Here is a 24,665-nt window from a genome sequence, read left to right as displayed (position 1 = left end):
CAACTTGTTGTATTACCGACTGATATAGAGCCAGCCAGCTTTGGGTTGAGTGGTACCATCACCTAAATCTAATGTATAGTAATATGTACCGACTGGTAGATTTCTTTCGGCGCCAATGGTAGCCCTTCCCGTGGAAGAGGCATCCCATGTGTTATCGTACCCTTTCATATCGAATACTTTCGTACCCCATCGGTTAAAGACCTGTAGGTAGTTGTTTGGATATTGGTCGATACACTCGATATAAAAAATCTCATTGGAGCCATCACCGTTCGGTGAAAATTCGTTGTAAACCGTCAGGCATTCTGACTGGGTTATTTCTGGAGTAACCTCCGCTCTGTCGTTGGCGGTATTCAAGTCAATCTGATCGACGTAAATCAATTCGGCTATGTTCGTATAACTTCCGGTTTCCCTTACGGTTACCGTCATTTCCAAGGTAGCCGTGGCGCCAATGGCTATGGAAGGAATTTCCCATGTTGCGGTCGTTTCGTTGTAGACACCTAAGTCAGCAACGTGCGAAACCATTGCAAATCCATCAGGTAAAACATCTTCTATCCCGATGTTCGTTGCTTCATATGCACTATTGTTCGTTGCGGTTATGGTAAATACAATAATATCTTCAAAAAAGGTCTGTGGTTTATCCACCGTTTTGTTGATTTCCAAATCAACCGTTGGCGGGTCGATCGTGTAACGCGCCTCATCATCCTCACTTTGATCCCCGTCGTCATTATTCGGTGTAGAGTCGGGGTCGAATTGATCTGATGCTACTACCTGTGCGGTATTGGTATATTCATCCGCGCTGTTTTCCGGGGCGTTTATGATTACTTCGTAAGAGAAGGTCGTATCACCCACGGGCAAAGACGGAATATCCCATTCTAGTTGAGATCCTACCTGTCTGCCGCTCGGATCGATGGTCCCAACGGTAAAGCCTGTAGGAATTTGATCGATTACCCTCACATTTGTAGCTAGACCAGGCCCGGCATTGGTAAGCGTTAATTCAAAAGTTACGGTATCGCCGCTATTTGGAGTTTGATTTGAACTTGCACTCAATCTTTTTTCCAAACTCAGGTCAGCAGGAATAAGTACAATCTCCGCATTGTCCTCATCATCCTCACTTTGATCGCCATCATCATTATTGGGTGATGAATCGGGATCTAGTTGGTCTACGGAAACAATTTGAACGGTGTTAACGTATTCGCCAGTCGCATTTGTCGGTACATTGATGACTACTTCAAAAGTGAGCGTTATAGTTGTACCATTTGGTATGCTCAAACCGTCCCACAATATTGTATTGCCGGTCTGTGTTCCACCGTCATTTATGTTGATAACGTTAAATCCGGAAGGAACCACGTTTTCAATAGCCACACCTGTGGCATCGTCGATTCCATTATTGACAATGTCGATGGTAAGTGTCAATGAATCACCAGGATTCCCCGAATCCGGTGTTACCGTATTTATGACTTCAAGATCGGTGGATTGAAGGATTAAAAGGATATTGTCCTCATCATCCTCGCTTTGGTCTCCATCGTCATTATTTGGAGCTGAATCGAGATCAAATTGATCAACTGTGGTTATCTGAACCGTATTCAAATACTCGCCAACCGTATTGACCGGATCATTAACGCTAACTTCGAAGGTAAGCGTGGTAGTGGTCCCATTAGGAATATTCAGTCCCGCCCAAGAAATGGTATTTCCAGTCTGCGATCCGCCATCATTGATATTCATAACGGTATACCCAATTGGAATATAATTCTCAACGGTTACGTTCGTCGCGTCACTGGGACCGTTGTTTGAAATGGTAATCGTTAAGGTTAGCGCATCGCCTGGGTTCGCGGTGGGCTGGGAAATGGAATTCGTAACTTCAAGATCGGCGAATTGTGGCGTAGTTGACACCGCGGCTTCGTCATCTTCACTCTGATCTCCGTCATCATTGTTGGGTGTGGAGTCTGAATCGAAATTGTTTGCAAATGTTACCTGAGCGCTATTGTTGTATTCATCGGCGACACCTGTAGGTGCATTCACGATGGCGCTTATGTCTATGGATACCGCGCTTCCGTTGGGTAGAGCAGGCAATGTCCAGTTTCCGGAAGCATCGTCATAGATTCCGGTAGCTAAGTCCCCGGTATCCGTAGTATAGGTATATCCGATCGGAAGTACATCGGTAACGATACTTCCGCCTAAATCATCGCTCGGGCCATCATTTGTAGCGGTTAAAGTAAACGTAACGGTTTCGCCTACGTTAGGGCTTGCCACATCAACGGTTTTCTCTAAACGGATATCCGAAGTAGCGCCTACTACAATTGTTACGGAATCGCTGTTTTCGCAGGTATTGCCATCAGTACCAATAACCGTGTATGTAGTAGTCACCAAGGGAAAAACCGTATCTCCATCGGTTACGCCATTATCCCATACATAGGAGACGGCACCGGAACCGGTCAAGGTCACAGGTTCTCCTGCATTGATCATTGTTGTTGTCGCATTCGCCACTACAGGGGGTAGTGCATTAATGGTTAATTGCACCGCTGTTCTACTGAAACTGGTACAGGAACTCGTGTCATCGCTACTTTCGGCGAAGTAGGTTATGGTTCCCGAGGAATTCAAAATCGGATTTGCGACAACGTTTCCTCCGGTAGGGGCATCGTACCAGACTATGCTCGCGCCGGTAGGGGCTGTTGCCGTCGCCGTAAGGGTCTGCGTAGGGTTGGCCTCACACTCGGTCTGGTCCCCACCACTGACGGGGTCGGCGGGAGTTGCCAATATCGTTAAGGTAACGGGGGTTCTCGTGCTACTTGAGCAGTTGGTAACGTTCTGTACGCTTTCGGCAAAGTAGGTCGTACTCCCAACGGTGTTTAAGGTCGGACTGCCCACGACGTTCCCTCCCGTGGCAGCGTCGTACCAAACGATAGTGGCATCTGCCGGGGGTGTAGCCGTAGCGGTCAAGGTTTGAACCGGGTTCTGTTCGCACTCCGTTTGGTCCCCTCCGCTTATCGGTGCATCCACTACCGGGCAGTTACAATCCGGGGCGGTAATGGCCAAGGTCTGTGTACAGGTGTTCGGGGCGGTGACGGTCAGTGTAACATCGTTCCCGGAAGTAATACCGGAAATAGTCCAGTTGTTGCCTCCGTTGTCGATCACCGTACCCTCGGTTGCCGTTACCGTTCCTTCGCTTACCGAAACTGAAACCGAATAGGTCAACAGATCTGGCGCACAGCTAGGCGCGTTTGAGATGGAAATATCGGGAGTATCCTGGATGGTAAGGGTAACAGGTGTTCTATTGAAACTGGTACAGGAACTCGTGTCATCGCTACTTTCGGCAAAATAGGTACTGCTGCCGACTGTGTTTCTTATAGGATTTGCGACAACGTTTCCTCCAATTGCCGCATCGTACCAAACGATACTTGTACCGGTCGTTGTCGTTGCCGTAGCTGTCAATGTTTGGATGGGGCTTTGTTCACATTCGACCTGATCTCCTCCACTAACAGGGTCGGAGGGCGTCGCCTGAATGGTCAAGCGCACTGGGGTTCGGGTACTGCTGGTACAATTGGTAACGTTCTGAACACTTTCGGCAAAGTAGGTCGTACTCCCAACGGTGTTTAAGGTCGGGCTGGTCACGACGTTCCCTCCCGTGGCAGCGTCGTACCAGACTATAGTGGCATCTGCCGGAGGTGTGGCCGTAGCGGTCAAGGTTTGAACCGGGCTCTGTTCGCACTCCGTTTGGTCCCCACCGCTTATCGGTGCATCCACCACCGGGCAGTTACAATCCGGGGCGGTAATGGCCAAGGTCTGTGTACAGGTGTTCGGGGCGGTGACGGTCAGTGTAACATCGTTCCCGGAAGTAATACCGGAAATAGTCCAGTTGTTGCCTCCGTTGTCGATTACGGTACCCTCGGTTGCCGTTACCGTTCCTTCGCTTACCGAAACTGAAACCGAATAGGTCAACAGATCTGGCGCACAGCTAGGCGCGTTTGAGATGGAAATATCGGGAGTATCCTGGATGGTAAGGGTAACAGGCGTTCTATTGAAACTGGTACAGGAACTCGTGTCATCGCTACTTTCGGCGAAGTAGGTTATGGTTCCCGAGGAATTCAAAATCGGATTTGCGACAACGTTTCCTCCGGTAGGGGCATCGTACCAGACTATGCTCGCGCCGGTAGGGGCTGTTGCCGTCGCCGTAAGGGTCTGCGTAGGGTTGGCCTCACACTCGGTCTGGTCCCCACCACTGACGGGGTCGGCGGGAGTTGCCAATATCGTTAAGGTAACGGGGGTTCTCGTGCTACTTGAGCAGTTGGTAACGTTCTGTACGCTTTCGGCAAAGTAGGTCGTACTCCCAACGGTGTTTAAGGTCGGACTGCCCACGACGTTCCCTCCCGTGGCAGCGTCGTACCAAACGATAGTGGCATCTGCCGGAGGTGTGGCCGTAGCGGTCAAGGTTTGAACCGGGTTCTGTTCGCACTCCGTTTGGTCCCCACCGCTTATCGGTGCATCCACTACTGGGCAGTTACAATCCGGGGCGGTAATGGCCAAGGTCTGTGTACAGGTGTTCGGGGCGGTGACGGTCAGTGTAATATCGTTCCCGGAAGTAATACCGGAAATAGTCCAGTTGTTGCCTCCGTTGTCGATTACGGAACCCTCTGTTGAAGTTACGGTTCCGTTACTTACATCTACCGATACGGAATAGGTCGTCAAATCGGGAGAACAACTTGCCGATGCAGGAGTTTCGTTTATGGTAGGGGTTTCCTGAATCGTAAGGCTCACAGATGTTCTTGAATTACTTACACAACCTGTTGTCCCATTTTCGCTTTCCGCAAAGTAGGTGATAGACCCGACAGTATTTAGAATGGGATTGGGTACGACACTACCTCCCGTGGCCGCCGTGTACCATACAACAGTAGATCCGGAGGAAGCTGTTGCGGTAGCTGTTAACGTTTGTATAGGATTCGATGCACATTCGGTTTGGTTACCACCACTTGTGGGGGCGGTAGGATTAGGCTCGATTGTCAAGGTTACCGCTGTTCTGGAATGGCTGGGGCAACTGGTGCTATCATCTTGGCTTTCTGCATAGTACGTGATGCTTCCTACAGCATCTAAAATAGGGCTGGCGACGATGCTTCCTCCCGTAGGTGCAGTATACCAAACTACTGAAGTTCCTACCGGACTTGTTGCAGTTGCCGTCAGGGTTTGTGTCGGTGTTGTCTCACATTCTGTTTGGTTTCCTCCACTAGTGGGTGCTATCGGAGCTGCTTGAATGGTCAATGTTACGGGAGTTCGTGTAGCACTTGTACAATTGTTGATCGGATCAACGCTTTCTGCAAAATATGTTACGGCCCCTACCGTATTCCAAGTTGGACTTGCAATGACATTTCCACCAGAAGCGGCATCGTACCAGACAACATCGGCACCCGAGGGTGGTGTTGCTGTGGCGGTCAAGGTTTGAATGGGATTGGCTTCACACTCCGTCTGATTGCCTCCGCTTACGGGAGCGTTAACGGTAGGGCAAGCGCAATTTGGTGCGTTTATAGCAATACTTTCCGAACAGGTATTGCTGTCGGTAACGGTTACCGTTATATCGTTCCCGGAAGTAATTCCAGAGATAGTCCAGTTATTTCCGCCGTTATCCGTTACTGTTCCTTCCGAAGCGGTTACCGCTCCCCGATCTACATCAACGGATACGGAATAGGTCGTCAAATCTACAGAACAGGATTGGGAGGCAGGGGTAACGGAAATAGTAGGTCTAGGGTTTATGGTAAGTGTGACAGCGGTTCTGCTATCGCTAACACAGCCACTGCTAGTCGTTCTGCTTTCGGCATAGTAGGTGTTCGTGCCCACCGAATTCAAAGAAGGGCTTGGGACAACACTTCCTCCGGAAGGAGCATCGTACCAAACTACCGTAGCTCCAGAAGGTGCAGTCGCTGTTGCGGTCAACGTTTGGGTCGGATTGGTCTCACATTCCGTTTGGTCGCCTCCACTTGTCGGCGCGACTGGAATTTCTTCAATGGTCAAGGTAACAGGAGTTCTTGAAACGCTTGTACAATTTGTGGTGGTATTTTCACTTTCGGCGTAATAGGTTATGCTCCCGACAGTATCCAAAATCGGACTGGGAACCACGGTGCCTCCCGTTGCCGCATCATACCAGATAATTGTCGTGCCTGAAGGTGCATTTGCGGTTGCCGTTAGGGTTTGTGTAGGGGTTGTTTCGCATTCGGTTTGGTCTCCGCCGCTCGTTGGGGCCGGAGGAGCCGGTTGAATCGTAAGGACAACAGCAGTTCTTGCGTTGCTGGGGCATCCCGAAATATCATCATTGCTCTGGGCGTAGTAGGTAATCGTACCCACACTATCCAAAATAGGACTAGATACGACGCTTCCGCCTGTCATCGCCGTGTACCAGACCACGGAAGAACCTGATGGTGCTGTTGCCGTTGCCGTCAATGTTTGGATAGGGTTCTGCTCGCACTCCGTTTGGTCACCGCCACTGGTTGGGGCTGCCGGGGCTGGTTGAATCGTTAGCGTTACAGGTGTTCTGGAAGAACTTCCGCAGCTATTGATCGTATCTTCACTCTCGGCATAATAGGTTATAGTACCGACAGCATCTAAGATAGGACTGGGAACCACGGTACCTCCAGTAGCGGCGTCGTACCAAACAATTGCCGACCCACTTGGTGGTGTTGCCGTTGCGGTTAAGGTCTGTACCGGATTTTGGGCACATTCTGTTTGGTTGCTACTTACTGGGGGCGCAGGTACGGTATTTATCGTAAGCGTCGCGCTGTCTGAGATAGCGTCGGCGCAGCTGGCCGCAGGGCTTGAAGCTACCACGCGATACATGGCGCCATCAAGGGCCGCGGTGGCATCGGTTATGGTCAGCGTATTCGATAAGACACCGCTGTACGGTGCAGTATTGGTCAAGTCGACCCAGCTTGTACCATCGAACAGTTGCCATTGAAACGTATCGGCATCTGAGGCGCCAACGGCAAAAATGGCATCCCCATTCTCGCATACCGAACGGTTTATTGGTTGCATGGTTATGGCAGGGGGGGGATTGACATTCACCGTCAATCGCGTTCGTTCACTTTCGCAATTCGTACTTCCGGACATAGCCGACTGGGTCACCCAATAAAATTGTTGTCCAGCAGTAGAGGTGTCGGGTCTGGTGGTGCCCGGAATTTCAGTACCGCCCGTGGCCGCATCGAACCATCGCAGATTTGAACCACTGGTCACACTACTGTTCAATTCATTGGATGTTTCGCCAATACAGTATTCTACAGGCGTTGTGACCATCGGCGCCAGTGGCAAGGCATAAACAGTAACCACGACTTCCGAGCGATCGCTTACGCAAAGCGTTGCGGAATCTACCTGTTCCACATAATAGAATATGGTCTGGGCCACGGAGGTGTCGGGCGTAGGTGCGGAAGGATACATGGTTCCGCCCGTGGGGGCATCATACCAATTTAGACTATTCCCCGGTTCACCTGCCGCCGTTAAAGGTACTGCTATATCGTTGATGCAGTATTCAATGGGGCTTGGAGCCGTTGGAGGAGCTGGTTGCGGATTTTCTATTAAACGGATTCTTCTTCTGGTAGCACTTACACAGCCTGTGGTTATATTTCTTGTTTCCGCATAATAGTTGCCGGGTGCCGGTGGGGTATACGTGCTACTGTCTGCCAAAAGTAGAGTACCGCCTACGGCAGCATCATACCAATCGACCGTTTCGCCGGCTCCAACGGTCACTGATAGCTCGGGGATAGGGGCGCCTTCACAATAGGTAACATCATTTCCTGCTGGTGGAGTAATATTGTTGGTCACGGTTACCTGAAAAGAATTGAACCCGACATTCCCGGCGGCATCCCTGGTAAGGTATTCAAGAGTGGTGGTTCCGACAGGAAATTCCCGACCGCTTCGATATGGCTGGCCGGCAATTTGTACCACCCGGTGAGTTGCCACATTACAGGTAACGACAGTAACATCCGAAATGACATAACCTGGTATATAGAGATTATCCATATAAGCGATATCACTTCTATTTTGATTGGTTTCCCATTCAAACTGAACATAAAAATTACCACTCTGTGTTATTGGGATATATTCGGTCTGAACATTCTCGTCAAGATATAGTTCGGTAAAAATGATGGTTTCGACCGCAGCGGTGTTGATCAGTTTGACGGTAAGTCTCGCTCCATTACCGATATTTCCACTGGGGCTCCCAGCAATGATTTTATGGTCGAAAAAGATTTCTCCGGTACCATTGAATCGAGTCAAAGGACTCGTGAAGGATCGAATATCATTTCTAATAAGTTCTACGGTCTCCAATTCGCCTACCGAACCATTCACTTCCCCTGCAGTACCGATAAAGGATCCGTCAAAATCATAACACTGTGTGCTTAAATCGGTTCCGCTATCGAAATTTTCGTCGATTGGTGCACCTTCTCCGGCAGGACAGTTGTCCGTAGCCTGTGGATATGGAAAAGTTACAACGGCACCGCAACTGCCTGGGTCCGCCGTAGTGGTAATGTTTGCCGGTACGTTAATCACAGGCGCCTGAACGTCGTTTACTTGAATGGTAAATTCGCAGAACGACGTACCATTGATGTCCGTTGCCCTGTAGATTACCCGGTGTGTTCCGGCAAAAAATTCATCTCCAGGATTATAATTGCTCGTAACGGTTACCGGTCCCGTTCCCGATGCTGTGGGAGGCGTCCAATTTACGACTGCCGTGCAGCTGCCGGGATTTGGCATGACGTTGGTAATATTTGAAGGACAGTTTGAAAAGGTTGGCACCAGAACGGGTAGACTACCTTTGATGATTGCATCGGCAACAACAGTTTCTCTATTGGGGTCTGGAACGATATAGCTTGTTAGGCCTATGAAAAGCAAAACTGCAAGTAACGGTTTCAGTAGATTGGGCATGGTTGGTTAAAACTTGATGGGATAAGACCGAATACTCCTTATAAAAGCATGCGGTATTATCTTTAATTAATATTAACAACATCAAATTTTAACATTTTGTATACCACTACATAGTATTTGTTGTGGGGGCCTGTAAATATTGTTGTCAAAAACCGTTTCTTGTAAGTCAACTATATTTTAATTTTCATTTTGGGTATATGAATTTGCGATTGATCGGCGTGATGGATATATGTAGAATAAAAAAACCCTCGGGTATGCCGAGGGTTCCATTGTATCATATTGATAACCTTATTCTTTCACTCTTTCTTTTCTTCCAATTTCTCGTCTTCCTTGGAGGCATCCTTGAATTCCTTTATGCCGCTTCCAAGGCCACGCATCAATTCCGGAATTTTCTTTCCACCGAACAAAAGAAGTACAACAAGTACCACAATACCGATTTGCCACGGTCCTATTGCCAAGAATATATGTAAAGCTGTCATAGTTTGATATTTAAAATCGTAACAAATGTACTAAAAAAACAATGAGATTGCTGTTAATACAAACTTCGCAATTCCTATTTAATTGTAATGACAACCTGATTTATGTAAAAAAAGTGCAATTGGCTTAGGGTGTTAGAAATTTCTAAAGATATACTACAGAAATCAACAGCATGCTTATATTTGTTCACCATGGCGAAAAAGGTTCGAAAAAGAAGGGAAATCAAGCGAAAGTTACTGCATAAGTACCGTTTGGTCATTTTGAACGAAAGCACTTTTGAAGAGAAGATATCCTTCAAGTTGAGTAGGCTGAACGTTTTCGTTACGGGTACCTTATGTATTATAGGGCTTATCGGTCTTACGACACTGCTCATCGCCTTTACCCCTTTGAGGGAGTATATTCCCGGGTACTCTTCCACAAAGCTGAAAATGCAAGCGACCAACCTTACTTATAAAACGGATTCGCTGGTACGGGTACTAAATAATTCCAATCGGTATTTAGAAAATGTACGCATGGTACTTACAGGTGATATCGAGAATAGTGAGGTAAATAGGGACTCTCTTTTTGAAAAGTTTAAATTAGATCCGTCTTCAATTGATTTGACACCGAGCCGAGAGGATTCGATGTTGCGTGCAGAGGTTGCCCTAGAGGATAAATACAATCTTTTCGAACGTGCCGCTCCCAGCAAGACCATGATTTTCTTTCCTCCGCTAAGCGGTACCATTTCGCAACGCTACGATGCAGAGAAAAAGCATTTTGCAGTGGACGTAGTCGCGCCTCGCGAAACACCGATTAAAACGGTCGCCGATGGCACTGTGATTTTCGCGGAGTGGACGGCGGATACCGGTCACGTCATCATTATCGAACATAGAGACGGCATCCTCAGCGTCTATAAACACAACGGTTCCTTGAACAAAAGCCAAGGAGACCGGGTTAATTCGGGAGAAGTCATTGCCTCTGTGGGCAACACCGGTGAATTTACTACCGGTCCCCACCTACATTTTGAACTTTGGAACAATGGAGCCCCCGTAAACCCGACGGATTATATTGATTTCAGGTAAGGCGGGTAGTACTTATGAAGCTGGTCTTTTTAATAGTTAATCTTTAAACCGCAACCCTTTTCAATGTCCTTAAAATCGTTTGCCGCCAAACTTTTTGCGAAGCACGTTGCCAGAAAAACGGCAACATGGGTAAACGACCCCATTGCTACCCAGGAAAGGGTATTCAAAGAACTGATTCGTGATTCAAAAGACACGCTGTTCGGCAGGGCCCATAACTTTGCCGGCATACAATCCCATTCTGATTTTGTCGCCAACGTCCCTGTACGCGATTATGAGGAGTTAAAATCTTATGTAGATCGGATGGTCGCTGGGGAGAAAGACGTTTTATGGCCGGGAAAACCGATATATTTTGCAAAAACCTCGGGAACGACCTCCGGAGCAAAGTATATTCCGATTACGGAGCAATCGATAAAGCACCAAGTAGAAGCTTCTAGAAATGCAATGCTTAACTACATACGTGAAACGGGTAACGCGAATTTTGTTGACGGAAAGATGATTTTTCTGCAGGGAAGCCCTGAACTTATCAAAAAGAACGGAGTTAAACTTGGTCGTCTCTCAGGTATAGCCGCGCATTATGTACCCAATTACCTTCAAAAAAATCGCCTGCCGAGCTGGGAAACCAATTGCATCGAGGATTGGGAGACCAAAGTCGATGCCATCGTCAAAGAGACCGTTTCCGAAGATATGACCGTAATTGCCGGGATACCGTCTTGGGTGCAGATGTACTTTGAGAAGTTGAACGAGAGAACGGACAGGAAAGTGGGCGAACTATTTGAAAATTTTCAGCTTTTTATCTATGGCGGTGTAAACTTTGAGCCCTACAGGAACAAGTTCGAAACGCTGATAGGTCGCAAGGTAGATAGCATTGAATTATTTCCGGCGAGCGAAGGCTTTTTCGCCTATCAAAATTCACAAACTGAAAAAGGGATGCTTTTGCTGCTCGATTCCGGTATATTTTATGAATTTGTAAAAGCGGATGAGTTTTTCGAGGCGAATGCAAAACGCATCACGATTAAGGATGTGGTATGCCATGTGAACTATGTGATGATCATATCGACCAATGCTGGTTTGTGGGCCTATAATCTTGGAGATACCATTCAGTTTATTTCTTTAAAGCCCTATAAAATCATCGTTTCCGGGAGAATCAAACATTTTATTTCTGCCTTTGGGGAGCATGTTATCGCAAAGGAAGTCGAAGAAGCTATGCAATCTGCGATAGCCCAGACCGATGCCAAGGTAAATGAGTTTACCGTGGCACCACAGATAGTTCCCCCGGGTGACGAATTGCCCTATCACGAATGGTTGGTCGAATTCGAAAGACTTCCCTCTGAGATGGATAAATTCATTGAAGTATTGGATACCTCACTCCAAGAACAGAACAGTTATTATTTTGATTTGATTTCCGGGAACATCCTACAAACCCTAAAAGTAACCCCAATAGTTCCTGGGGGGTTCCGCGCCTATATGAAATCCATTGGGAAACTTGGAGGACAGAACAAGGTACAACGACTCTCCAACGACCGCAAGGTTGCCGACGAACTTTCAACGCATCGTGTTACGGGTCTTTAGTAATAAAAATCCCGTAATTGACCTTGTTCGGCCCATGCGATAAGAAATTAATTATTCGTAATTTTATCCCGAAATAGGATTATGGGTAAAACACCGAACACCACTCGCGCGCAGGAATCTACCAATGCCATCGAAAGACTTTACATTACCATGCGCCACCTTTTCAACCGAGGATTTTATAAACCCACGGGTGTTTCAGGGGAAAGTCTAAAAGAAGCACTTTTATTATTACGACCTGAAATTTACGGAAGTATCGCAGAGGAAAAGGTTGAGCTGAACGGGCTCATTTACGTTTTGGAACGTTTACCGGAAGGCATTGAACAATGCCGCTTCATCAACCTCACTTCCGATGAGGGCTATGGCCGTTCGAATTTCAAACCGATTATTCCTCCAAAACGAAGGCGTAATTGCTATCGTATCGACGATGAGCAAATGAATATCGAGATTACTCGCGGCAGATCGGATATTTACGATATTTTAACACATTTAACCTTCCTGTTCATAGAGTCCGAAAAAATCGCTCAAAAAGTCCTTATCGAGGATACCGATAAAACTACCCGTGATTGGAAAAAGCTCGAGGCGGCCGTTAAAAAAGGCAAACTTAGTCAAGCCGAGCGCGAGGTTACCTTAATTCATACGGCCAACGTATTGGGCAGGTCCTTTGAGGAGATTATGGAGGTGTATGAACTTTTCGCGACCGCAAAAAATTCCGAACGGTTTTTACATATCGTTTACTGGTTGGGCAAATTGGCTATCGAGGAAGAGGTAACCGGCGAAAAGAGGGAAATCAATTTTAGCGCTTTGTTGAGGGAGCGTCTGGGACATCACATTCACGGGGAGCGCTGGGCGACCACGATCAAAGAGGTTTTGGCGAAAAAGGGATTATTGCATCGACCGATACATATCATAAGTGCCAATATGCATAGTGTTATGAACTCCCTCTTTGCAAGAAATGCATTGAAAAAGGATTTTCCGGAGGAAGATTCCTTAAAAATATACCAAGCGTTAAGCTCCTCAGCAAATCAGGCTTTGCGAAATAAGGTAACTACGGTTGCCAAAAAAAACGGCATGATAGCGATAGACGATCGCTCGGGCACCAATATAGACGTACAGCTTTTCGACATGGCCAAGTTGGGAAAGGATGGCTGCTGCTATGAGCTATCCGGGGATATTCCGGATGATGAAAAACCTGTTATCTTTGTAATGGATTACGCCTTTGGAGAGCAGGCTTATGAAACGATTGACGAGTTATTGAAACCATTTGGTGGGTCTAAAAAGAAACCCGTTTTTATGAACATCAAATCTGTTTCGATTATGGGCAAGGCAGGCATCTTGGAAGGTGGCAAAGGAGACTTAATGATTCCCTCGGCGCATATATTTGAAGGTACGGCAGATAATTACCCCTTTACGAATGAGTTATGCGCAGCAGATTTTGAAGGGCATGGCCTTAAAGTTTTCGAGGGTACGATGGTAACGGTTTTAGGAACATCTTTGCAAAACAAGGATATTTTGAAATTCTTTCATCGCAGCACGTGGAATGTAATCGGCTTGGAGATGGAAGGTGTACACTACCAAAAAGCGATACAATCGGCTTCGAAGATACGCAAGAGCATTCGCGAAGATGTAAAAGTGCGGTATGCGTACTACGCATCTGACAACCCTTTGGAAACGGGAAGCACCTTGGCTTCCGGTGGTTTGGGAACCACAGGCGTAAAACCGACCTATTTAATTACCGATAAGATTTTAAAGCAAATATTCAATTTATAGTTATATGTCAGCAAATACGCCATCTTCTAAAAATACAGCTTCTGATGAGATTGATTTGGGCCAGCTTTTACAACTGTTGAAAAGGGGGTTCCATCAGCTTGGCAATGTGTTTTTAAGAATTTTTCTTTTTTTCAAGAAATATGCGCTGATTTTGATAGGATTGGCCGCATTAGGAGTGGCCATCAGTTTCGGGCTCAATCAAATAATCTCCAAAAAGTTGAAGACCGAGGTCATCGTAAGGCCAAATTTTGATAGTAAGGACTATTTATATGATGTGGTTAATGAATTAACTGCCAATATAAAAGCTGAAAATGAAAACTTCTTTAAATCGATCGGAGTTGAACTGGAAGACCTGAAAGGTTTCGAAATCGAAATCGAACCTATAGAAGACGTAGTAAAAGAAGACGAGGATGAGGTAATGAACCAGATGCGGTACCTTGAAGCGCTAAGCAATTTTAAAGAGCAGAGCTATGTTGTTGATATTATAAAATCGGAACTGGCCGAAAAGAGCGTAGTCAACCATAAAATTACATTCTTATACACAAATGAATTAACGGGCCCGGAAATATCCCGAAAATTGCTCAAGTTGATCAACACGAATGACTACTTGGAAGAATTCAGGGAAATTTCGGTAAGTAATGCGGCTTCGAGAATAGAGGACAATACAAAGCTCATCATTCAAATTGACGATTTAGTGGCAAATTATTCGAAGTCCCTTACCAATGAATCCTCCAAACCTGGTACCGGCACTTTATATTTCGAAAAGGAGAATGCGCTGAATGTGCCCTCTCTTTTGACTTTGAAAAACAATCTAATCAAGGAAGTCGAGGAGAAAAAACTGGAGCTGAAACAACAAGCCAATATTATCAGCATCATCAACTTGGGAAATACACAGGTGGTAAGAAAGTCATTGTTTAACAATCGCATGTTTACGATTCCGATGGTTCTGGTTCTAGGATTTCTACTTTTCATATTCCTGCGTTATCTCGATAGAAAGGCCAAGGAAATAGCATAGGCACGATGGAAGAAAATCGAGCAAATAAACGGTTGTTGATTACAGGAGGCGCCGGATTCATCGGCTCCCATGTGGTCAGACGATTTGTAAACCGCTACCCAAGCTATCATATCTACAATGTAGACGCCCTGACGTATGCAGGAAATCTTGAAAATCTAAGGGATATTGAGACCGCTCCGAACTACACCTTCTTGAAGGGGAATATTGCGGATGAATCCTTTATAAGAAAAATCTTTAAAGAATATCGTTTTGATGGCGTCGTTCATTTGGCCGCCGAATCCCATGTAGATCGATCGATTGCCGATCCTTTGGTTTTTGTACGCACAAACATCTTGGGCACGGTAAACCTTTTGAATGCTGCCGTAGACCTCTGGAAAGCCGATGCACACAACAAAAGGTTCTATCACATAAGTACTGATGAGGTCTACGGATCGTTGGGAGCGCAAGGACTCTTTTCCGAAGTTTCTCCATACCGACCAAACTCCCCATACTCGGCCTCCAAAGCGAGTGCCGACCATTTTGTGCGCGCCTACGGAGAGACCTATGGTTTACCTTTTGTACTTTCAAACTGTTCTAATAATTATGGCCCCAATCAGTTTCCGGAAAAGCTGATTCCGTTATTGATCCATAATATTATTGAGCGAATCGCACTTCCAGTTTATGGTGACGGCGATTACACTAGGGATTGGTTATTCGTAGAAGACCATGCACAGGCGATAGACCTTATTTTTCATGAAGGAAAAAATCAGGAAACGTATAATGTAGGAGGGTGTAATGAATGGAAAAACATTGATTTGGTGAAGTTGTTGTGCAGATTGATGGATAAACGGCTCAATCGTCCCGAACATACTTCTGAACAGCTGATCACTTTCGTAAAGGATCGGCCCGGACATGATAGGCGTTATGCCATCGATTCCGGCAAAATCAACAATGAACTGGGGTGGAAGCCTTCAGTAACTTTTGAGCAAGGCTTGGAACGGACAATTGACTGGTATCTTGCGAATGGGGAATGGCTTAAAAATGTCACCACGGGTGACTATCAAAAATACTATGAGGATATGTACAGTTGAATCAGCAACCACGGGATCCCCAACCCCTTTTTGTTGTGCCGAACAAAACTTACAAGGTTTGCAATGACATGGTCTTATAACAATAATTCATAAATGAAAGGAATACTATTGGCAGGAGGTTCTGGAACGCGGCTGCACCCGTTAACACTATCGGTGTCAAAACAACTGATGCCGATTTATGACAAGCCAATGGTGTATTATCCATTGTCTACGCTCATGTATGCCGGTATTCGAGAAATACTCGTTATTTCTACCCCAAAAGACCTTCCCTTATTTCAAGAGTTATTGGGTGATGGCAAAAAATACGGATGCACTTTCGACTATGCCGTACAGGAAAATCCAAACGGTTTGGCGGAGGCTTTTATCATAGGGGCCGATTTTGTCGGACAGGATAAGGTCGCCCTTATCTTGGGGGACAATATCTTTTATGGATCTGGATTGGCAAAATTATTACAGGAAAACAATGATCCCGATGGTGGTATTATTTATGCTTACCGTGTTCACGATCCGGAACGTTACGGGGTAGTCGAATTTGACGAAGAAGGGAAGGCCATTAGCATCGAGGAAAAGCCCGTAGACCCGAAATCGAATTATGCCGTTCCCGGTATTTATTTTTATGACAACAGGGTTATTGAAATCGCCAAAGCGATACAACCGAGTAATAGAGGGGAATTGGAAATAACCGATATCAATAAAGCTTACTTGGAAGAAGGTAAGCTACGGGTAAGTATTCTCGATAGGGGCACCGCTTGGCTTGATACGGGCACATTTCAATCCTTATTGCAGGCGGCCCAATTTGTCGAAGTTCTTGAAGAACGTCAAGGCTTGAAAATAGGCGCAATAGAAGCGGCCGCTTTCGAAATGGATTATATAGACAAACAACAGTTCAAAGCGTTGGCGGAGCCCTTGATGAAGAGCGGCTATGGAAAAAATCTTTTGGGCATTCTAAATAAGTATTCATGAAGGTGACCGAAACGAAATTAGCTGGCTGCTATATTTTGGAGCCAGAAATATTTGAAGATGAAAGGGGCTATTTAACAGAGGTCTTTAACGCGAGACGCTTTAAACAGGCCATCGGCAAGGATATCGATTTTGTTCAGGACAACCAGTCTTTTTCACAATACGGGGTGGTGCGAGCCTTGCATTTTCAATTGGGAGATCACGCGCAAGCAAAATTGATTCGCGTACTACACGGCATTATTTGGGACGTAGCGGTCGATCTTCGCGGCGACTCGCCCACTTACAAGCAGTATATCGGCGTTAAACTTAGCTACGAAAACAAAAAGCAGCTTTTTATACCAAGAGGTTTTGCCCATGGCTTTGTGGTTTTAAGTGCTACGGCAGAGGTATGTTATAAATGCGACAATTACTACCACAAGGAGGCCGAAGGGGGAATTGCCTACAACGATCCCGATTTTGATATCGATTGGAAATTGCCGGCCGATTCGCTTATTCTTTCAGAGAAAGATAAAGCATTACCGAATTTCGATACCGCCAAATCATGAGCAAGATTATCGTCACTGGGGGAAGGGGCCAATTGGCGACCTGTATCAAAGATGAAAGTCGGCAGTCCGAGAATATATTTATTTTTCTTGGTAAGGAAGACCTGGACATTACGGACCAGAAAGCCGTTCAAAAAGTTTTTGATGAGTTAAGGCCTGACTTCTGTGTGAATTGCGCTGCTTATACAGCGGTTGATAAGGCCGAATCAGAACCGGTGCAAGCCAAACGCATCAATGTTGATGGCGCAAAACACTTGGCACAAAGTTGTTATCGGCATGGCACAACCTTAATCCATATATCAACGGATTTCGTTTTTGACGGTACTAAGAATACTCCGTATAATGAACAAGACGTAACAAACCCTCTAGGAGTATATGGGCAAACAAAATTGGAGGGCGAAAAAGCCATTGCCGATAATTTAGAAGCCCATGTCATCTTAAGGACCTCTTGGCTTTATGCCCAACACGGTCAAAATTTTATGAAGACCATGCTACGTTTGGGAAAGGAAAAGGGAATACTGCAAATCGTAGATGATCAATATGGTACTCCTACCTACGCTAGAGATTTGGCACGGTTTATTGTGCGTTTGATCAACGAAAATACCGATAAGTACGGAAGCTATCATTATAGTAATAAGGGTGTCGCGACTTGGTATGAGTTCGCATCGGCTATCTTTGAATATTCCCAAACACAGGTTGCTGTAATGGCTATCAAAAGCAACGAATATCCTACGGCGGCGCAGCGACCAAGATATAGCGTGTTGGCCAAGCGAAAGGTTCAAGACGCTTTTGGCATTGAAATCCCAGAATGGAAGGATAGTCTGAAAGAGTGCCTATCCAAATTAGGAATTACGCAAAACAAGTAGCAACCCCGTTGAAACAATCAGGAATGAAACATATATATGTCATAGGAGCAGGTTCGTTCGGAACCGCCATAGCCAATCAATTGGCCTTCAATACGGAGGACAGCGTTTGCCTAATCTGCAGAAGCGAAGACCAACAGCAGGAAATCAATGATAACCACACCAATCTACGTTATTTTCCGAATAAAACGCTACATGATTCGCTAAGGGCGTCGGCCTCTCTTTCCAAACTTTCCGATGCCGATATCGTTTTTATGGCCTTACCTACAGCCGCATTAAAAGAGCATATAAAAGACTTGAAAATAGCAATCCCTACGGAAGCATTGGTCGTTAATCTTTCAAAGGGACTTTTTAAAAATGGCCGTAACCTGGTCGATTATTTAAAGGACAAATTGAACAGTCCCAATGTGGTGACCATGAAAGGACCCACTTTCGCGGTAGAATTGATGAACAATGAACATTCCCTGTTCACTCTAGGTCATGATACGGAGACCCAATACCATACGATAAAGGAGCTCGTAAGGAAAACGAACATCCATATCGACCATACTACCGATATCGCTGGTGTGGAGCTGTTAAGCGCGTTAAAGAACGTGTATGCCATCATCATGGGAATCGTAGACGCCCAATACAATGCCATCAACACCCGGCATATGATCCTCACGAAGGCTTTTAGCGAGATACGGGTGTTGCTCGAAGCACTAGGGGGTAAGGAAGACACCTTGTTCTTGGCCTGTGGTTACGGAGACTTTGGTCTCACGGCGCTGAACGACCTGAGTAGAAACCGAACTTTGGGGCTTTTGATCGGGAAGGGGTTTTACAATTCCGACGTGAACCAGAGCAGTGTCGTACTCGAAGGTCTTAGAACGATCGAGTTGATATCGAAGGCGACCGATGATTCCATACAAAAACAGTTGCCGCTGTTCAATAGGCTGGAATCTTTCTTCAGAGACAAGGAATCGAAGTTCAAGATTCGATTTAATAGTTTGGTTGACTGACTTGTACGCCTTGGCCATGGCGACAACCAAAGAAGTTAATAAATAGCGTACTTTTGAAAGTAGACCAGGTAATATAGTCGTCCGACAAAGCATTTAATAGATTAGGGAATGAGGAAGAAGATTTTAGTCATTTTTGGAACAAGGCCGGAGGCCATTAAAATGGCGCCTCTGGTCAAGGAATTTCAAAAGTATCCGGAGAAATTTGAAACAAAGGTTTGTATAACCGCCCAACATCGGGAAATGCTAGACCAGGTGCTTTCCTTTTTTGAAATCATCCCAGATTATGATTTGGATTTGATGAAACCCGACCAAAACCTTTATTCGCTTACAGCAGATATAGTCACAGGCCTTAAACCTGTTTTGGAGGAATTTAAACCTGATTACGTACATATTCATGGAGACACTACAACTGGCATGTCCGCTAGCCTCGCAGCGTTTTACGCAAGATCAAAAGTGTGCCATGTAGAAGCTGGTCTTCGCACCTTCGACATGAAATCGCCCTACCCCGAAGAAATGAACAGAAGCGTTATCGGGGTAGTTTCCGATATTCATTTTTGTCCTACCGAAAAATCAAAAGAAAACCTGATTCTTGAAAATAAGGAAAGCGAAAGTATTCTGGTAACGGGAAACACGGTCATAGATGCATTAAAATTTAGTGTCGATAAGGTGAATTCATCAACCTTTGAGGACGAAGAAATCAATCGCCTACAGCAGGTATTGGATGTAGATAAGAAGATAGTATTGGTCACTGGCCACCGAAGAGAAAACCACGGCCAAGGTTTCGTAGATATTTGCCAAGCACTTAAGGATTTGGCGGCAACTCGTTCCGATATTCAAATTATCTATCCGGTGCACTTGAACCCAAATGTTCAAAAGCCAGTGTATGAAATTTTAGCTGGTATAAAAGCGATTAAATTGATAGCCCCATTGTCATATCCGGCATTTGTCTGGTTAATGCACAAATCATATATGATTATTACCGATAGTGGTGGCGTACAGGAGGAAGCCCCGAGTTTAGGAAAACCAGTATTGGTCATGAGGGACACGACGGAACGGCCGGAAGCCGTTGATGCAGGTACCGTTATACTAGTCGGTACAAACAAGGAAAAGATTTTTATAGAAGCGACGAAATTACTTGAAAACAAGGATGCCTACGCTGAGATGAGCACTCTTCATAACCCTTACGGTGATGGAAAAGCGTGCGAAAAAATTGTAGATTACATTTCAAAACTCAAAAAATGAGCACTACACCAGAAGTTGTAATGATGGGCCTCGGTTATATTGGTCTGCCCACAGCGGCGTTGATTGCACAGAACAAAGTAAGGGTGCACGGGGTTGATATCAATCCGCAAGTCGTTGAAACCATCAATGCAGGTAAAATACATATTATTGAACCTGAATTGGATGAAGCGGTAGCAACTTCGGTCAAGGAAGGTTATTTAAAAGCGGCGACGACTCCAGAAAAAGCGAACACCTATATTATAGTCGTTCCCACTCCTTTTAAAGATAAAAACGAACCGGACACGTCCTTTGTAAAAGCAGCTACAGAGGCCATACTTCCATTGTTAAAGGAAGGCGACCTATACATTATCGAGTCTACCTCGCCTATTGGTACTACAGAGCGCATGATGCATTTGATCTATGAGGGCAGGCCCGAATTAAAAGGGAAGCTACACATTGCCTATTGTCCAGAGAGAGTGCTTCCAGGCAATGTCATGTATGAATTGGTCAATAACGACAGGGTTATCGGAGGTGTAGATGAAAAATCAACAACTAAGGCAACAGCTTTTTACGCTCAATTCATTAAGGGAGAATTGCACAAAACGAATGCGCGCACCGCCGAAATGTGTAAATTGGTAGAAAACTCATCAAGGGACGTTCAAATTGCGTTTGCAAATGAACTTTCTTTAATATGTGACAAGGCCGAAATCAATGTATGGGAGTTGATCGCATTGGCGAACAAACATCCAAGGGTTAATATTTTGCAACCTGGTTGTGGAGTGGGTGGTCATTGTATAGCGGTAGACCCCTATTTTATAGTGGCGGATTATCCGATGGAATCTAAAATAATCGGTACGGCCCGTGAAATCAACAACTACAAATCGTTCTGGTGCGCAGAGAAAATAAAAACATCCAAACTGGAGTTTGAACTAAAACATGGTAGAAAACCCAGTATTGCATTAATGGGTTTGGCGTTTAAACCGAATATTGATGATTTACGTGAATCTCCTGCAAAATATATCGCCCAAAAGGTTTTACAAAACGCCAATGATGAGGACTATTACATTGTAGAGCCAAATATAGCCGACCATAAAGTCTTTAAACTCACGAATTATAAAGAAGCGGCCAAAAAAGCGGATATTTTGGCCTTTTTGGTGGCCCATGACGAATTTAAGAAATTAGACCTTAGTGATCAGGTCGTTGTTTTAGATTTTTGTGGCGTCATGAGTTAATGCATTTTGAATCCAGACGACAATGTTCTTTGTTTGGGTGACACCCCACCGTACATGAAAGTACTTTTCTCGCTGATGAAACCGCATCATCAACATAATGCGTATTTTTTATAATTCTATTAAAGAATATTTAGGGATTCTTGCCTGTGGTCGCCTCCTCAAATTGAAAAAATTCGCACAAGGCTATTATTCTATTTGCGAAAATTGAGCTGGCCGAATGAATTTTGGTTTAAAGCAACCTTTAAGAATAGCACTTAAATTGAACCTTTAAAACAGAAAAGACCTTAGAATTCAACTTCTTTAATGGTTGCGTAATCCGAAATATTTAGGAAAGTGAATTCAAAGTCAGGGTTCAGCTTTACAGGGTTTATAATTATCGTACTTTTGCGATAACGCCAGATATGGTGAGTTCTCTTCAAGTTAAATATGGCAGTGGTCATAAAAATACTTTACAAAAAATAAAATAGTCGCTTAACCTTGCCTGAATGACTAAATCCCTGAAAAAGAGTTTCGGTATATTATTTTTGGCGACAATACTTAGTAAGGGCGTTGGTTTTATGAGGGAAATGGTACTGGCCTCTAAATTCGGTGCTTCCAATGAATTCGATATTCTATTAACGGTGTTTGTAGTACCAAATATGATAGTGAGTCTGTTGCTATATGCCATACCACATATCATTATTCCAAGACTGGATCTTAGTGAAAAATCCAATCAAAATTTTTACTCGAACTTCTCAAAACAGTTTTTTTGGCCGTACGTTTTTTTCTTGATTTTCATTTTGGCCCTATATAATCTACTTTTTTACATTTACATTACTTTTTTCATTCCTACAGAATTTCAGGATTACAGAGAGCTCATTATTAACTTAACGATCGTCTTTTCGATTTTTGCGTTTTTTAGCTCATTGTTCAATATTTTCAAAGCGGTATATAATGCTAAGAACGAATTTACCCTCCCCGCATTTACTCCCTTACTAATACATTTTAGCGTCATTACTTCTGTTTTGTTCATGTATGAGGAGTACGGCGTGTATTCCTTCGGCCTTGGTTTATTATTTGGATCTGTACTTCAGATTTTAGTGTACGTCTATGATTTGAAGCGAAAGGAAATAGCGGTTTTCTTCAAATTTTCGATGCAATATGAAAAAGTATTTACATCGGCGTATATCATCATATTGGCAATCGAGTTGTTAGGCCAAAGCTTCACTTTGATAGATCGTTCTTTTATTAGTAGTCTGCCAGAAGGTCACATCTCTTCCTTGTATTACGCCGGTATTTTGAATAACCTCCCGGTCACAATACTGGGCTTGACGGCCGGTACAATACTTTTTCCTAGGATTTCATTATATGTTCAGGAAAAGAGGTTCTTAGAGCTAAAGAAGGTGTTATACAAAGGATTTTTATTTTCTTTGGGCATTGCCATTCCCTTTGTATTACTTTTTTCATTTTTCGGTAAATTACTTATTACCCTTATGTTCGAAAGAGGTGCTTTTTCAAGCAGTACCAGTGAAATTACCAGCAATTATCTGACAGCATTATCCTTTGGGCTACCATTTATATTTTTACACGTATTATTGGCAAAACTCTGTTTTGCACTTCATCAGGAGAAAATATTGTTATTAAGTACTTTAGCAGCGGTGGGGATAAAAATTTGTTTGAGTTCTGTATTTGTTAGTGCAGATTATTACTGGGGTTTAGCGTTATCAACTAGTATAAGCTTTTTCTTTAACGTTATTATGATCGGAAGCATTTTTTATAAAAATAGGAACCGGCTTTTTGCGTAGTATGAGCGTTATACAAAAACATAAAATCAAAGATTACTATTTTCCGGTATTCATCTTCCTTGTTACCATAACTGGCTATTGGGATTCTCCGATTAGAAAGTTCATTTCTTTGGTCTTGCCAGTATTGATAATAACGTATTGGCTATCTAAAAAAAAGTTTACAAGCAAAATCAGGATAGAAACTATATTAATTTTCGTTTACATAACCCTCTGCTTTATTTCTTCTTTGTTCGCCTACGACACCATGAACAGCTTAATATTTTCGGCACGTATTCTAGTGTTTTTTTTATTGATTGCGGCGCTACATGATTGGATGTCTACTCGTTTTAGGTATCTGTTATTCCTTAAAGCTATCGTTTTAAGTGGTTTAGTATTAAGCGCATCTATTTTTTACAGTCGGTTCTTTGGTACCGTAATCCGTGAACTTGAAGGGGCGGTTCGAGCAGGAGGAATTTATTCCAATGTGAATAGCGCGGGCTTCATTCTTTATGTTTCCCTTGTATTTGCCTTTCTATTGTATCTCGAAGCAAAAAAGCGAAAGTACATCATCTTTATAGCAGTTCTATTGATAGGACTTTTTATTACAGGCTCCAGAGCAAGTATGTTAGCCTTGGCAATAACCGCTGTGGTATACAACCTAAGGTTTAGGTTGACAAAGAAAATTATCGTTCTAGCCACGATCGGCTTCATATTTGCCGGTGCGGGCTTCTTTTTCTTTAAGGATAAAATTATTTTGAATTTGCGATTGGAGAGAGGTCTTTCGGCAAGACAGATTCTATATGACGTAGGCGCCGATGTTGCGATGGACTATCCATTTTTCGGAGTAGGTCTCGGAAACCTTCGAGAGATAGGCGTGGGTTATGTTGAATCCTACCCCATAAGTCGGTGGCAGAAAGACGAGATTCTGAAACTTACTGTACAAAGTTCACATAATGTTTATTTGGAAACAGCGGCGGAAATTGGGATTTTTGGTGCTTTTGTACTTTTGCTGATACTCCTGAGTATTGGATATAAATACTTTCGTGGTATCAAATTAGCTTCATCAAATGAAAAAAATTTTTATTTTTTAGTTTGGGGATTGTTCGTAGGACTAGTTATTCGAAATTTCTTCGAAAGCAACGGAATAATCAATAGAGGCTGGATTACGATTGACATATTCTTTTGGATAGCGTATGTAATTTTTCTACGTTATAGAAGGTTTGCTAAATAAT

At 44.3% G+C, this 24,665-nt stretch carries 15 protein-coding genes; 13 read left to right on the top strand and 2 right to left on the bottom strand.

Annotated features, from left to right (window positions below):
• Nucleotides 1-12: 12 nt before the first annotated feature.
• Entirely contained in the window at nt 13-8,895 is an 8,883-nt protein-coding gene (locus FGM00_RS17770) for an Ig-like domain-containing protein (RefSeq protein WP_138854210.1), read from the bottom strand.
• Between the two features lie 296 nt (nt 8,896-9,191).
• On the bottom strand, nt 9,192-9,374 hold the full coding sequence (tatA, locus tag FGM00_RS17765) for a twin-arginine translocase TatA/TatE family subunit (protein ID WP_138854209.1): 183 nt from the start codon (nt 9,372-9,374) through the stop codon (nt 9,192-9,194).
• Nucleotides 9,375-9,563: 189 nt separating this feature from the next.
• On the opposite strand from tatA, the gene FGM00_RS17760 reads away from it, so the two are divergent.
• From FGM00_RS17760 to FGM00_RS17700, 13 genes are all read left to right on the top strand, one after another.
• Nucleotides 9,564-10,433 (top strand): M23 family metallopeptidase, encoded by an 870-nt coding sequence (locus FGM00_RS17760; RefSeq protein WP_138854208.1) that lies wholly within the window; start codon nt 9,564-9,566, stop codon nt 10,431-10,433.
• 63 nt (nt 10,434-10,496) lie between these two features.
• Entirely contained in the window at nt 10,497-12,002 is a 1,506-nt protein-coding gene (locus tag FGM00_RS17755) for a GH3 auxin-responsive promoter family protein (RefSeq protein ID WP_138854207.1), read from the top strand.
• 81 nt (nt 12,003-12,083) lie between these two features.
• Nucleotides 12,084-13,769 (top strand): DUF6909 family protein, encoded by a 1,686-nt coding sequence (locus tag FGM00_RS17750; protein ID WP_138854206.1) that lies wholly within the window; start codon nt 12,084-12,086, stop codon nt 13,767-13,769.
• Nucleotides 13,770-13,773: 4 nt separating this feature from the next.
• Nucleotides 13,774-14,784, top strand: a complete 1,011-nt coding sequence (locus tag FGM00_RS17745; protein ID WP_138854205.1) for a hypothetical protein — start codon at nt 13,774-13,776, stop codon at nt 14,782-14,784.
• Between the two features lie 5 nt (nt 14,785-14,789).
• Nucleotides 14,790-15,854 carry a dTDP-glucose 4,6-dehydratase gene (rfbB, locus tag FGM00_RS17740; protein WP_138854204.1) on the top strand — a complete coding sequence of 355 codons (1,065 nt, stop codon included), beginning with the start codon at nt 14,790-14,792 and terminating at the stop codon, nt 15,852-15,854.
• 93 nt (nt 15,855-15,947) lie between these two features.
• Nucleotides 15,948-16,817 carry a glucose-1-phosphate thymidylyltransferase RfbA gene (gene rfbA / locus FGM00_RS17735; protein ID WP_138854203.1) on the top strand — a complete coding sequence of 290 codons (870 nt, stop codon included), beginning with the start codon at nt 15,948-15,950 and terminating at the stop codon, nt 16,815-16,817.
• The gene (gene rfbC / locus FGM00_RS17730) at nt 16,814-17,359 is read left to right on the top strand and encodes a dTDP-4-dehydrorhamnose 3,5-epimerase (protein ID WP_138854202.1); all 546 of its coding nucleotides are present in this window, start codon (nt 16,814-16,816) and stop codon (nt 17,357-17,359) included. Before rfbA ends, rfbC begins: the two co-directional genes overlap by 4 nt.
• Nucleotides 17,356-18,222 carry a dTDP-4-dehydrorhamnose reductase gene (gene rfbD / locus FGM00_RS17725; protein WP_138854201.1) on the top strand — a complete coding sequence of 289 codons (867 nt, stop codon included), beginning with the start codon at nt 17,356-17,358 and terminating at the stop codon, nt 18,220-18,222. Before rfbC ends, rfbD begins: the two co-directional genes overlap by 4 nt.
• A 23-nt stretch (nt 18,223-18,245) precedes the next feature.
• The gene (locus FGM00_RS17720) at nt 18,246-19,217 is read left to right on the top strand and encodes an NAD(P)H-dependent glycerol-3-phosphate dehydrogenase (RefSeq protein WP_138854200.1); all 972 of its coding nucleotides are present in this window, start codon (nt 18,246-18,248) and stop codon (nt 19,215-19,217) included.
• Nucleotides 19,218-19,325: 108 nt separating this feature from the next.
• Nucleotides 19,326-20,459, top strand: coding sequence for a non-hydrolyzing UDP-N-acetylglucosamine 2-epimerase (wecB, locus tag FGM00_RS17715; RefSeq protein ID WP_138854199.1), 1,134 nt, complete (start codon nt 19,326-19,328; stop codon nt 20,457-20,459).
• On the top strand, nt 20,456-21,670 hold the full coding sequence (gene wecC, locus FGM00_RS17710; RefSeq protein ID WP_138854198.1) for a UDP-N-acetyl-D-mannosamine dehydrogenase: 1,215 nt from the start codon (nt 20,456-20,458) through the stop codon (nt 21,668-21,670). Before wecB ends, wecC begins: the two co-directional genes overlap by 4 nt.
• A gap of 485 nt (nt 21,671-22,155) precedes the next feature.
• A complete protein-coding gene (murJ, locus tag FGM00_RS17705) occupies nt 22,156-23,454 on the top strand; it encodes a murein biosynthesis integral membrane protein MurJ (protein ID WP_138854197.1) in 1,299 nt (432 codons plus the stop codon).
• Nucleotides 23,455-23,698: 244 nt separating this feature from the next.
• Nucleotides 23,699-24,664, top strand: coding sequence for an O-antigen ligase family protein (locus tag FGM00_RS17700; RefSeq protein WP_175416266.1), 966 nt, complete (start codon nt 23,699-23,701; stop codon nt 24,662-24,664).
• Nucleotide 24,665: the final 1 nt, after the last annotated feature.

It is taken from the genome of Aggregatimonas sangjinii, assembly GCF_005943945.1.
GTDB lineage: Bacteria > Bacteroidota > Bacteroidia > Flavobacteriales > Flavobacteriaceae > Pelagihabitans > Pelagihabitans sangjinii.
The sequence above is the reverse complement of the archived record's forward strand: the minus strand, read 5'-3'. Positions and strand labels throughout refer to the sequence as shown.